Origin of the sequence: Tolypothrix sp. PCC 7601 (genome assembly GCF_025677855.1) — a bacterium.
Taxonomy (GTDB): Bacteria; Cyanobacteriota; Cyanobacteriia; order Cyanobacteriales; family Nostocaceae; genus Aulosira; species Aulosira diplosiphon.
Window position 1 is genome coordinate 7,098,904 of record NZ_CP064879.1, and the last position, 13,045, is coordinate 7,111,948.

A 13,045-nucleotide genomic window follows, 5' to 3' on the forward strand; every position below is an offset into this window, starting at 1 on the left:
ATAATTAAGATATCTTCTTCATTTTATACATAATGCCAGTATTATACCTAGCTTAAAGTGCATATTCTCACTAAGCGCGTCGAATTAATTTATTCTCAGTTAACCAGATATCTAAACGAGGAAAATGTTCTATTGCTTGACCAATGAGTTGAGCAGGATTAATGGCAGGTTCCACACCTACTTCTGTTCTCAACCATTCAACAAATTGCTGATGAAAAGGGTAAATTTCTTGGCACATCTCTAGATACATTTTCGTTTTTTTTGTAAATTTAGATGTTGGAGTTTTTCGCTTTATAGAAGAATTCCAGTATTCTTGCCAAGCAAACAAAATATCATAAATAGCACCTGTATCATAAGGCAAAATAGATAAAAAGGTTGGCACATCAGACGAGAAAACAGAAATTGGAAAACCCTCGCTATCAAGCCATACAATAGGTTGTTGCTCTAAAGGCAGATTTTTTTTGTAAGACCAGAAACAGATTAACGAACCATTCTTTTGCATACCGATTACTTTAAAGAACCCTTCTGCTTCTGGCAATAGTAGAGAATTGAGCCATTTTTTTTCGTCTTCCACTACTTCAAAATCGCAAAATAATCCGTCTACCCTATGGCAGAATTCATAAAACTTTTGTAATGTGTCTGTACTCATCGGGAATTAGCTCTTTAAACTATCTAGATCTTGATTTGCTATTTGATTCTCACCCGCCAAAATATTACTCTTAATTGTACCGATCAGTTGGTCTTTCTCGGCTTGGCTAATATCTAATGCATGAATATCAGCCCAAACCTCATTCTTGGAACTCCGATCTGCAACATCTCTCATTTTTTGAACATCAGCAGCCAGCTCATCTTTCATTAAATCCACTACAACGTTGCGTTTTTCCTGATTGGTTCGGATACCTCGTAATTCGCGATTCGCTTTGGAAATGAAGGCATTTTTAGTTCCATCCCCTTTGGCTCCATAAGTCCTACCTGCTATATGTCGATTGAAATGTAGATTGATAGCATATCCTCTTGCAGCCCTGCCTGCTGCGCGGCGAGCCATATTGCTAGTTGATCCAAAGAAAGATTCTGAAGCCGCCCATACAAGAATCGCTGCCTGGGGCTGATGATCGGGCGTGAGTTGATCGGAAGTCGGATTTGGAATACTAGAATAGGTTCCTGTCATTCCTTCCAGACGGTAGCTGTCGATAATTTTCCCTACATTTTGATCGCCAGCCATCAGATCGCGCAACTTCTGTGAAAGTACAGTATTTTTCTGAAGAAGTTCCCCTTGCTTACTCTCCTCAGTAGCTGTATCACCATCTCGTTTTGCCTGCTTCATCTGTCGAATTACAGGTTCAATTTGTGTTGATAGATAGTTGCGAATATCCGCCACCATACTTCCCTTAGAAGAAGTTGAAGTGATATTTCTGAAGTCCACATAAAAATCAAGAAACTCCCGAATTGGTTTAGGTGAACTAGAGACGATTAGAGTAGGTTCCCCACCTTGATCTTCATAGTAAACAGCATGAGATTTGCCCTCACCATCTTCAAAAAGCTCTCGTACACCGAAAAACTTCAGTAGACCCTTAACACCTGCTTTGACTGCCCCAATCAACGCTTCAATTCCTGCCTTAATCTTGTCAATTAGCCAGAGAATTGCCGCGTCCACTTTTTCTCTGAGTTTATCGACAACATCGCGTAATGCCTGACCAACGCCTCCTAAGCCCACTTGATCAGCTAAAAAGCCAATCACTATAGGCATAGCACGGTGCATAATCTCCTCAAGTTTGACTCCGACAGGTTCTAAATTGCCAGCAGCGATATCAATAATATGATCGAAGGTTTCATTCACCATATCGAGTATGCGCCGCGCCCAACGAACGGCAGTCTTAATCGCTTTGTAGATGCGGCGAACGACATCGAGAACTTCAGAAAGTCCGCCGGAAGCCGCTGCTGCTGCCGCTAAAATCGCCAATTCTTCGGCAACCTTGCCAGCAACCCACTCGGCAATGCCCGTCAAAATACTGGCACCAAACTCTTTAGCCTGATTGAAGATGCCTTGGGCATTTTCCGCAGGAGATTTAGAGGTGTCGATCGCATGAGTAATCCACTCTACAACTCTGGCAGCTTTTCCAAATAAAAGTCGTACTTTCGCTACTTTTTCAGGTGGGAAGCGCCTAGCAAGTAATTCCCAAATGCGATCCATCGATAGTCCCAGCACGTCTAATACAAAGTAAAAGATAGCTTTGGGGTCACTCCAGCTAACGGGCGGGCTAATATTTTTCTCGGCTAGTTCGCCAAACAACCAGCCTTGAAGACCGAATGTGATGTGTTCTCTAATCTTTTGCCAGAGTCGCCGGAAACCATGACCAATCGCTCTGACTGCATTCTTGATAAATTCGATTGGCTTCTTACTGACTGTATCCCAGGCATTTATGGCTTTTTGGGCAATGCTCACCACCAACTCCGGCGGCACGTTAAACACCCGCAGAATCAAATGGAAGGTGGCTTTGACTGCGCCCATCAAATCGTGATTTACGAATACGAGATTAATAATCCTCAATACGTCGGCCTTCGTCTTTTGCCAAGCCTCTTGGTCTTTTGCTAATTCTTGGAATATCTCGATTTGGCGCAGGATGATCGGGCCAATGAAATCAATAATGGGGTCGCGGATACATTGGGGTATCCAATTCCACACTGTTTTACCTAAAAATGCAGGCAATAACCAGATATTTAAGACAACCTTACCGACCTCTGCAAAGAAGTTGAGCATTTTTTGCAGGAAGGTCTGTAGGGTGTTCAGAGTTTGTTCTAACCAAGTAGTTAGGTTACCGAGGGTTTGTCTAGCCCAATCTGCTAATGCAACTACTTTATCAGCAATCCACTGCACGACAGTCATCGCTACTCGCAACAGCGAACCGCCGATTGCACTGACGGCATTCATCATACCTGTAGCTAAACTACCTAGTGCAGAGTTGACGGCATTTGCCATGCGTGTAACTGCGGCACTAAAACGATTTGCTCCTGCTATGAGCATAGGAATTAGGGATTGCTGCACGTAGGTGCGTGCCTGGACAATCATATTTCCTTTGCCCCAATTGGCAGAAATCCAGCGCAATCCTTTTACAGCGCCGACAACGGCAGTACCAATCGCCAGCACTGGGCCGGCTGGGGAAAGAGCCAGGGCAACCCCACCAACAGCCAAACCAATGGAGATCAGTTGTTGTTTAAACGGCTCTAATTTGGCTTTAATGGCTGTCCATGCGGCATCGATTTTTTTCTGTACCCATTGCAACAGACCGTTTTGTCCTTCAGCCCCGTCACCAATACCCAGTTTATTCTTCAGCCAAGTCCACATGCGATCGGCAACTGAGCGGATTGTGGCTGTTTTATCCCAAATCCACTTGCCAACTGCTTGCAGCTTCTGTCCCAACCATTGAATTTTTTCCCATTGGGCGGAGGCAAACTGCTGAATCCATCCCCAAATCGGCGCACCGATTTTGTCCCAAACTCCGTTGAGGAAATCTTTGATTTTGGCGACGACGGGCTGTAATTTTTCGACGATGGGTGTAATCAGCCGCATTGCCGCTTGCTCAATTTTTTCGGCGGCTTCCCGGATGGGCGTACAATCATTAGCTGCTATTTGACTGGCCGCAGCTTGAATTGATGCTAATATCGGTGCAAATTGGGCTGTTAATTGGCTATCAATGCCTGCGATCGCTCGTACAGGACTCATTAAATTGTTGAAAACGCCTTCGATGGCGGAACCGACCAATTCTTTGATCCACTCAAAGATACCATCTGGCCCTTTCCGGATAATTGGCTCTAGCCCTGGGGCAAATTCTCGTACAATTCTCCAGCCGACATCGTCGGCAAAATCTATCAAATCATCCCACCACGAACCTTGAATCATGGATTCGCTAGTCTGAGATGTGGCGTTCTGGCTGCGTTGTACCGATGCTCCTTGTTGCAGCGTGTGAGTTAACTCATGGGCGAGCAAGTGTTTCCCAGATTGCGACTCTGGTTGATATTCACCCGCATTAAAGAAAATCTGATTTTTGTGGGTAAAAGCGCGCGCGCCTAAATCTTGGTTCAAAGTGGCGGCTTCTGACCCGGTATGAATCTGGACTCCGCTAAAATCGGCATTAAATGCCCCTTCCATCTCAGTGCGGGTGTTGGTATCTAGAGGCGAACCACTACTCTGGGACTGGAGACGACTTTCTAAATTTTTGGGTGCGGGGGTGGGGCTACCCTCTGCTGCTTGCCGCATCAGCATCGCCACACTTTGCTTACGGTTTACCTGTTGGGCGTTGGGACTTCCCAGGTTTTTAGCTGTTAAGTTAGATCCTATTGACCTGGGCATTGCTACTACTCGGTCAGCCATTGCATCAGCTTCCCGCTCGTAGGTATCTCCTGGCTTACCGATTGTTAAACTAAATTGCACCCAGGGCTGCTTACTGTTTTTATCGTCCCCATCATTTGCATCATCGGCGTTGCCAAACACAGGCATCTTTTGTATCTGTGGGGTTTCTGCGATCGCCTCTTCTTGTGGTTCCTGTTCTTTGGTTTCAGTAGCTAGTTGCGTTTTTGGGGTAATAGCAGTGACGCTGGACAAGCGTTTTGCTTGCACTCCTCTTTCACTTTCAAATGCAGGCATTCGCTGAACCTTGGGCGTTTCAGCTTCACTTTCAAACGCAGGCATTCGTTGAATAGTAGGTGTTTCAGCTTCACTTTCAAACGCAGGCATTCGCTGAATGTTTGGTGTTTCAGCAGCTGGTTCTGCCCCAAGCTGCGATTTTGCCTCGGCTTCGCAGGTGGCGCATTTTCGTTGAATTGTGGCAGTGGTAGAAGGTGAGAAGAAAAGCGATCGCTCACCGATGAATTTGGGTTGTACCCAGGATGCTGCACCAGGATCAAAGAAAGCTGTCTGTTGCGGTGCTGATTCCGAGAAAAAAGCTTGATCTCGTTCCTGCACTCCCCAGGACTGATCTGCCTTGGCGTGCTGTTGACTAGAGGTGCTTTTGTTCTCGGTGGTTTTCATGGTCTTAGTTCCATTCCACAATCAAAAGTTCTTCCATCCAGGGCAATTTCACCATACTCAGTCCCCAAGGTAAGCGACTTAGTAGGATATCTATTGACTGTTGCTCTACTTGAAGCTGCCAGTTACCATCACTACTGCGGGTAAGTTTGCCTTCGCGTTGTAAAAAGCCTTGCCGTAAACCATCAGGGCTGGCACTTTTCAGGGCTTGCCAGTAGTTGATTACGGTTTGTAGGAGGTTTTCTGCTTCCATGAGGGCAGCCTCGGGTAATTCGATGTTACGGTTTACAGGTTCGTTGAGCAACCAACCACAAAGTAATTTAGGCAGTACCAATTCGTATTCCGGGGCATCGGTTTGCCGAGTTGCCAAGTAATGCAGTAGGTAAATCGCTGTTTGCTGTGCTGACTCATCCGCAAAGGCATCACCATCTAATAGCCCAACAGCATGAAAATAGTTCCGTAAAAATGGATGTAACAGCACCAGTCCGGCTTGGTTGACAAACAATCCGGCTATCTCTTCTGCTGGAGATAAGGTTTGGGCTGCTTGAAGGTTTTGCGATCGCGTATTAATATCAACCGATGTAGAAGTTAGCACTTGGTTGAGTGCTGTCTGCCACAAAGATTTTTCGGTAATTGGCAATGCTTCAATAATATCACGTAGGTATTGGCTCAGGATCTGACGAGGAATTTCCCGCAATTCGGGAGCAGTTTGTAAAAGTTGGGCTAGCCAATTGCGGCTCCAAGTGTCAACTGGTAAAGGTCTGACTGGTGTATTATCTAAGTCAATTTCTGCTAACAGCAATAGCCAAGCTTGCCGTTCTAATTGCTGGCAGGTGTCATCGCTGAGGCTTAAAGACTGTATCAATTCTCTTGCTTGCGCCAGCAAAGTGCGCCAGTTTGTCCAGGCTGGCTGTAACTTTAATATCAACTGATGCCGAAAGCCTTCTGTCAATTGTGCAATTAATCGCTGTCGCGCAGCTGGGTTATTTATCAGTAATTCCCGCAGTCTTATCTGTAAATTATTTTCTGTTTGGGTAATGGCTTCCCAGCGTGGCAGCAAATCACCAGAAGAATGCCCTGGTGGTAGATGACCAAAAGCTAAGAAGTACAGCAAAATTTCCCCATCAGTAATTGGGCGATCGCCATTCTGCTCTGCTGATAAATTTAGGTTTTCTGATGTTAAATTTAATACTTGTGCAAGTGCATTTAGCCACAGAGATTTTTCGCTAATAGGCAATGCGGCAATACTGCTGCGTAGTTTTTGTTGCGCGATCGCATCAACTTGCCCAGTTTGCACCAGTTGAGTTAGCCAGTTAAGACTCCAAGCCTCAGCTGGCAAAGGTATAGCCGATGGCTGCTGTGGGTTGATTTCGCTCAAAATTAGTAGCCAAGCTTGCCTATCTAGGTAACGGGCGGTGCTGCTGCTAATTTCTAGGGATTGTATCAGCTGGCGCGCTTGGGTGAGCAGGGTAGCCCAACTTGTCCAAGCAGGTTGGAGTTGTAATATCATCTGGTGGCGGAAGGTTTCCGGTAGCTGCTCAACTAAACGCTGACGCACGGCTGGGTTAGTTGCTAGCAATTCCTGCAAAGGTAAGCGCCAAGCAGTTTCAGTCTGCATCACTGCTAACCATCGAGAAAACCAAGCCTCCCACTCTCCAGATGTCACCCACCAGGGTAAACGCCCAAACTGCAAAAAATACAGCAACACTTCCCAATCAGCACCAGAGCGATCGCGGGAAATAATTTCAGTATTGTTTGTGATTAATGGATTAGAGAGGCGATCGCGCAGAGTTTGTTCTAGTACAGCTAATAGTTTGTTGCTAAATTCATCCGCCAAAAATTGCCGATCCACCGAGCCAACTTCGACCACTAGCTGATCTAGCCGGATAATGCGATCGCCCTCCACCAGTTGATCAAAAAGGCGTTCCATTTTCGGCGCAATCTGCTGCTGAAGCAAGCGGCTAACATCTTCTTGTAAACTCGACACATCTGCTAGGTTCCCAGTATCGATTTCTAGTACAGTTTTGGCGATGATGTGGCGTTGTTGGCTCATAAGGGGATGAGGGGGATGAGGAAGATGAGGGAGAAAATTACTCTTGTAGAGACGCGATGAATCGCGTCTCTACGATCCTTGTGATTTTTGCTCACCGATTTTACCGAAGTTAATTTCTTTGCCTGTGGGGAAAATTAGGCGCAGACGGTTGAGTAGTGTAGTTGTTTCTGGGGGCTTTGGGGTTTCTGCTGTCAAGGAATTACTATCCTGAATGCGAATATTTACAGTGGCGGCGATACCTTCTACCTGACGACCGTTAACTTCGCGGAAAACTTGTGCTTTTATTTTATGAACACCAACTACTAAGTACCAGCCATCGGGCATCTTGTAAATTTTATTATTTCCTGCTGGTTGGACATTCTCTTCGTTGGCGGGGTCGGTATAAGTAAAAACAATATTTTCCCCGTTTGCTGGTACAGTTACGGCTTCGATGTTGTACTCATTATTGGCGTTGAAGTCTGATACCTGAAAATTCTGCTCATTTCTTATCGAGGTTCTATTGATAACTGTATTATTACTGAGGGTAAGGAGATTAAATGCCACCACGCCACCGCAAGGAATGGCAATGCGTTTGTTGACAGGTTCACTGCTACAACCACCTAAAGCGGCTGGTGTATCAATTCGCAAGGTGATGCTGATTTCCTCGCCAAAAACCCAACTGTCAAAATCATAAGTATAGTTAATCAGGAATTCTCTATTGGCGGGCTGGCTTTCGTCTTTAGTACCGCCAGGATGTCGCCAAACATAGCTGAAAGATGTTTCTGCTGGTTGAATATCAAAGACGCGCACGGAAAATCCTTGGGCGTTGATGCTGGCAATTTCTGCTTGAAAGTTAGCTACTGGAACACGATGCACTGTGAGGACATTAGCAGTGTTGTTAGTAATGCCGTTGTCATTGGTAATGCTGTACTCAACAGTAATTTGTAATTGTTCTGCGTTACCGAGATTGACTGCACTTAAAATTAACTCTGGTGGATTAGATTGCGTATTCAGTGCCGCAGCCGAGATATCTTGTCCGCCCAGCAGTACTCGGAAGCTACCACCTGTTTGCTGTGGCGTTAAAGATAGCGGCCCATCATTGGTGCAGAAGTTGGTTTTATTAGGCACACTACCAATTTGGAAGTTGGCATTTGGCAGGGCTAAAATTGACACCTGTTGCTGCGTTTGGTTAGTTAAGCCATTTTCATCGGTAATAATGTATGCGATGGTAATTTCTCGCTGTTCTGCATTGCCTAAGTTGATTGCACTGAAAATTAACTGCGGTGGTTGAGATTGAGTATTGAGTACATCAGTAGAAATATCCTGTCCATTAGCTAGGATACGGAAGCTACCACCTGGTAGTTCGGGTATGAGGGATACTGGCGGATGATTTGCAGCAAAGGAGGTTTGATTTGGCTGTTCACCGATTTGGAAGCCGGCATCTGGTGGGGCGAAAATAGTTACTGTTTGCTGCACTTGGTTAGTAAAGCCATAGCCATCGGTAAAGGTGTATTCAATAATTACCTGTAGCTGTTTGGCATTACCCAAATTTACCGCACTGGGAAGAAATTCTGGTGGTTCAACTTCGGTATTAAGGAAATTAGCAGAGATATCCTGTTCCCCAGCGAGTACGCGGAAGTCACCACCTGCTTGATTAGCTATCAGGGGTACTGGTGGCTGATTAACAGCAAAAACGGTTTGATTTGACTGTTCGCCAATTTGGAAGCCTGCATCTGGGAGAGCAAATATAGTAACTTGTTGCTGTGCTTGGTTAGTTAAGCCTTGCTCATCGGTAATAGCGTATTCCAGGGTGACTTGTAGCTGTTTGGCACTACCTAAGTTAACTGCACTGGGAGTAAACTGCGATTGATTAGATGTAGTATCGAGTACAGCAGTAGAAATATCTTGTCCGTCAACCAGTGCGCGGAAGCTACCACTTGGTAGTTTGGGAATGAGGGGTACTGGTGGATTGTTGATTGCAAAGATGGTTTGATTTGACTGTGCGCCAATTTGGAAGCTAGCATCTGGAAGCGCAAAAATAGTAACTTGTTGCTGTGCCTGGTTGCTAAAGCCATTTTCATCGGTAATGGAGTATCTAATATTTAGCTGTAGTTGTTCGGCATTACCTAAGTTAACTGCACTGGGGAGAAATTGCGATCGCTCAGATTCATTTTCCAGTACATTGGCAGAAATATCCTGTTCTCCAGCCAGTACTCGGAAGTTACCACCCCCTTGGTTGGGTATGAGAGATACTGGCGGATCGTTGGGAGTAAAGGCGGTTTGATTGTCGCCGATTTGGAAGTCTGCATCTGGTGGGGCGAAAATAGTGACCTGTTGACTGGTTTGGTTAGTGCAAGCATGATTATTGGTAATGGTGTATTCAATCGTCACTTGTAACTGTTGTGCATCACCTAAATCTACCCGACTGGGAAGAAACTCTGGTGGTTTAGATGTAATATTTAGCACGTCAGCAGAGATATTATGCTCGCCAACCAGCACCCGGAAGCTACCACCCTCGTATCTAGGTACGAGACGTACTGGCGGATCGTTGGTAGTGAAGCGGGTTTGATTGGATTGTTCGCCAATTTGGAAACGCGCATCTGGTAAAGCAAAAATGGTGATTTGCTGATTGGCTTGGTTGGTGCAGTTTTGAGCGCTGGTAATGGTGTATTCAATCGTGATTTGTAGCTGTTCGGCATTACCCAATTGCACTTTGCTGACAAGTAATCTTGGCGGTTGCAATTTGGTATCAAGTACATTAGCAGAGATATCCTGTTCCCCAACTAGCACTCGGAAGCTACCACCTGCTTGCTTGGGTGTTAAGGATAATGGCTCATTATTAGCGCAGAATGTGGTTTGATTTGCATTTTTACCTACCTGGAAGTCTGCATTTGGTAGGGGGTAAATAGTAACGGTGAGGGTATCGAAGCTATCGTCTACCGCGTAGGTGAAAGTAATCGCAACTTCTGCATCTATCTCTTGGGTGATATTACTGGGTTTAAAGTAATGCTTTCGCCCTTTGAAGAAAATTCCTTCGCCCTTGAGTGTGCCACCTTCCGGTTCTAAAATAAATTCGTATTCTGTCGTATCGCCTTCACAGAATTCTGTTTGTGTTAATAAGACGATGGGGCGTGGTCTAGCTAATATATAACTGACTCCAGCAGTATCGCTACTGCAACGATATGGTAGACAAAAATCTGCGACGACAATATCTTTGCGTTCTTGGAATTCTTTAAATAGTAATTCCCAACTAGGGATGATTTCTTCTGGTGCAGCTGGGGGTAAAACTGCATTTTTGGTTATAGCCGCAGTCCGTAAGGTTTGCAATTGATAGATAGCAGGGTTTTGGTTCGCAGCTAAAAGTTCTTTAACTTCTTCTCCATCTACATATACCAGGACGAATGTACCGCCTTTGGGTACTCCGCCTAAATGTTCCATACCCGGATGCTGTTGGGCAAATTTATGGAACAACTGCAACTCCATCAGTTGCTTGAGTCGTTCCCGATAGCTTTGTATTAAATCTTGGAGTTCAACATTATTTAAAATATCAGCTGCAGCGCGATCGCCCATCTGAAAATTCAGTTTTTGCTGTCTAGTGTAATCTTCAGGTACATCCCGCAGTAAGCCATAGAGGGTGGGAAAATCTTGAAACTCTGGTTGATTAATGATTGGTAAATTATTTTCCAGCGTAATAGTAAAGTAATTCAATGAAATTATCGCTATTTTGGCTTTACCCCTGGGCGCAGTTGTAGTTGCATTGATGGGTAAATCTAGTTCGTCGATTACAGATAGCCGCAAGTAGTAACTCGTTGGGTTGTCGGCTGACTGACCCACAAGACTATAAGTAATTGTTGTAGATTTGAGGTAAAAGGATAAATCTTGAACAATTCGCTGCTGTTCTTGGGTAATCTGCTCGTTTGTCAGTCCGGAAAAGTCTAAGGAAATACTTTGATTAGCTGTATTTTGGAAGTCGTAGCGGGCAATACGCGTGCCGGCATTATTCTTCAGGAACAGCTGGTATTGGTTGCTAGTATTTGCTTCTGGGACAAATTCATAGTTTGACTTTGACTGCGCCAACTCTACAATTGGATTTACTAACTGAGTATCTGCGATCGCAGATAGACGCGGCTGGTTAAAGAAGACTCGCTTGAGTGTGTTTAAAAAGACATTTTGCGCCCAGTCTTGATTTGTTTTCCAAAGTGAGCTAAACCAATCTTTGATTCGCTGAAATTTAATTTCTAAGTCATCAATCTGACCTGAAATATTTAAATCTTGAAAACTTTGGAAGGAAGCGCATTTTAAGATAATGACATCAAAGGGTAAGTTATATTGCTGTTGATATTGTTGAATTATATTCAGTGCTTTAAAAGTAGATTTACCGATATGCCCCTCAATCCGGTAAAAATTATACCCATCTAGGCGATACAACAGCTCGTCACGTGGCGAAGCATTCTTTGGGGAAAAATAAGCTGGTAGCTGTTCACTGCGTCCTTTACGGTAAGCATCGTAGCTCCAGAAACGATACAAGTTCGGGTAGTTGAAGTAATAAGGAATCGCCTGTTGGCTGAGTGTTACCGCACGGTCTTTACTAGGCGTGATTTTAATCGGCGTATTGTAATAAGGTAGCAGGTAATAACTGTCTGATTTGCACAGTTTCAGAAGCCGTTCATAAAGATAACGCACCTGCTTGACACGGCTTTGCTCGGCATTGTTGATGGGAGGCTGGCTGAAATGGCTACGATAAGCAGAAGGTGCTGCAACTACTGGTAAGTCTTGCTCGGGTGGAGGAATTATCCCTAAGAGTAAAAACTTGGGAAACCTTTGAGTATCAGGCGTACAGTCATCCATTAACTCAAAAGCGGCTTCTGCTAATTCATCATAAGCAGCTACTAGTTGGCTGAGGTAGTCATAAACATATTGCAGTGTATAGGGAGCTTCCGGAACTTCGGTTGTAGTAGCTGACACCGTTGGGTTTTGGATGCTATCTAGTAGCTTTTGCAGGCGTTGTCTAATCTGACTGAAGTCGTTATTAGAAGCAGGGTTAAAGGAAGAGAAAAACGGCGAGAACAACTGAAACAGTTTTGGGAAAGCTTTATCAATCGCTGCGATCGCATTCGTACAAACTAAGTAATAATTTTGACGAAAGCTCGTATAGCTATTAATTTTAGTTAAATCTACCTTCTTTTCTGCTGTCACATAACCAAAGCGCTGAATTTTAGGAGCGAAATTTTTAAATTCTTGAATTTCAGCGTCAAATTCTTTGAGAAAATGACTATTGGTTTCAAAAACTGCAGAAGTTCCATATTGTTTAGCGAACTCTGGCCAAGGTTCTGGCAATTTATCCAACTGATATCCTGTTTGCAATAGGCTATCAGCACTAATAATATCTGGCTGATTTTCTTGCGGAGAACGAGGGAGCAGAAAAAAGCGGAAATTAAAATTACGCTGATTGCTTAATCTATCAAAGTCTAGTAAGCAAAAGTCAGTTTCTACGTCTTGAATTTCATACACTACAACTAGTACGTGTTTGCTCAAAAACTCCTTGAATGTTGCTTCATTTCGCAGAGTCCCATTAGGATCTTGATTGAGTGCTAAAAGATTAGCAGCGCTTTGATCAAATAGTTCTATAACTTTGTAATTTTTAAGTGACGTAGCATTTACTGCTTCGTCTTTCTGGGGAGTTGGCGCAAACAAAACCTCAGAAACTAATTGGTCACTTCTATAATGAGTGAGTATTGTTGTCGGCAAAGAAATGAGATACCCTTCCGAAGTAATGCCACATCCGGCCGAGATTTGAATCTGAGCCTTTGTAGCATCAAATGTACTGCTCAAATCCATGCCCCAAACAATCCCTGTCCCAATCAAATAGGCACGGGTAAGCCGATTCTGCCCATCAAGATAATTAACAACTTGATTTAAATCGTCTTTAGTTAACACCTGGTTAGGCGTAAAAATCGGGTAGCTAATGTTTTTAATAATTGTGTTCATAA

General features: G+C 44.3%; 4 protein-coding genes. All 4 read right to left on the reverse strand.

The window, feature by feature from the left end:
- Positions 1-70 precede the first annotated feature (70 nt).
- Positions 71-649: a hypothetical protein gene (locus HG267_RS28830; protein ID WP_045871009.1), complete on the reverse strand. Its 579-nt coding sequence runs from the start codon at positions 647-649 to the stop codon at positions 71-73.
- A gap of 6 nt (positions 650-655) precedes the next feature.
- The gene (locus tag HG267_RS28835) at positions 656-5,026 is read right to left on the reverse strand and encodes a DUF4157 domain-containing protein (RefSeq protein ID WP_045871008.1); all 4,371 of its coding nucleotides are present in this window, start codon (positions 5,024-5,026) and stop codon (positions 656-658) included.
- A gap of 4 nt (positions 5,027-5,030) precedes the next feature.
- On the reverse strand, positions 5,031-7,076 hold the full coding sequence (locus HG267_RS28840) for a contractile injection system tape measure protein (RefSeq protein ID WP_052335216.1): 2,046 nt from the start codon (positions 7,074-7,076) through the stop codon (positions 5,031-5,033).
- 69 nt (positions 7,077-7,145) lie between these two features.
- Positions 7,146-13,043, reverse strand: coding sequence for a hypothetical protein (locus HG267_RS28845; protein WP_045871007.1), 5,898 nt, complete (start codon positions 13,041-13,043; stop codon positions 7,146-7,148).
- Positions 13,044-13,045: the final 2 nt, after the last annotated feature.

Coding starts and splice junctions, on each gene's coding strand:
- HG267_RS28830 (WP_045871009.1), bottom strand. CDS start 649: ATGAGTACAGACACATTACAAAAGTTTTATGAATTCTGCCATAGGGTA.
- HG267_RS28835 (WP_045871008.1), bottom strand. CDS start 5,026: ATGAAAACCACCGAGAACAAAAGCACCTCTAGTCAACAGCACGCCAAG.
- HG267_RS28845 (WP_045871007.1), bottom strand. CDS start 13,043: ATGAACACAATTATTAAAAACATTAGCTACCCGATTTTTACGCCTAAC.
- HG267_RS28840 (WP_052335216.1), bottom strand. CDS start 7,076: ATGAGCCAACAACGCCACATCATCGCCAAAACTGTACTAGAAATCGAT.